Source organism: Pseudoalteromonas sp. S558 (assembly GCF_005886635.1).
In the GTDB taxonomy this organism is placed as follows: domain Bacteria; phylum Pseudomonadota; class Gammaproteobacteria; order Enterobacterales; family Alteromonadaceae; genus Pseudoalteromonas; species Pseudoalteromonas aliena.
Genome location: NZ_PNDU01000389.1, coordinates 1 through 794, shown reverse-complemented (window position 1 = coordinate 794; position 794 = coordinate 1). Strand labels below are relative to the sequence as shown.

Genomic DNA, 794 nt, shown 5'->3' with positions numbered 1-794 from the left:
GGGAACCACCACCGACCCTAATGGCAATGTGTGGCAATGTGTGGCAATACGCGTATAACGCACAGGGCCAAAAAGTAACCGACGTTAAACCCGATAACAGCATAACGCGTTACAGCTATACGCCTTATGGGCAATTAGCCTCTATCACGCAGCCTGATGGCAGCCAAACTCACTTTGCGTATAACCAACTAGGGCAACGGGTATTAACCACCTTGCCAGATGGGCAAACCATTACGCGCAAATACAGCGTATCGGGTTTACTGCAAAGCGAAACCTTTGGCGATGGCCGCACCACGTTATACAGCTACGACAAACTCGGCCAGTTAACCCAACACATCAATAAAAATGGCCAAATCACCCAATTTGTATGGAACGAGCAAGGTGAGCTATTAGCAAAACACCATAACGACGAGCTAATACGTTACAGCTACGACAATTTAGGCCGTGTAAACGCCACCATCAATAACGCAGGGCTGCTGACTCAATACAAATACAACGCGCATGGGCAGCTTGAGCAAACCACCGCCTTTGACGAAAACGAGCCTGAACATAAACAGCATCAGCATTTTAGTTACGACGAAGCCGGGCGGCTAATAAGCTCACAAAACAGCAAAGGCGATACCACAGAGCAACACTTTGAAGGGCTAAGCCAACCACATTGTGTGATTCAGCCCGATGGCAGCGCACTGCACTTAACCTACGACAAAGAGCGTAACTTAACGGCCATAGAGCGAAGCGACGGTCACGTATACCGTATTAGTTACGACGCCAATGAAAACCCAACACAAGTCACT

General features: G+C 48.5%; 1 pseudogene. It reads left to right on the top strand.

The window, feature by feature from the left end:
- Positions 1–794, top strand: a pseudogene (locus CWB66_RS19820) (RHS repeat protein); the annotation flags it as partial.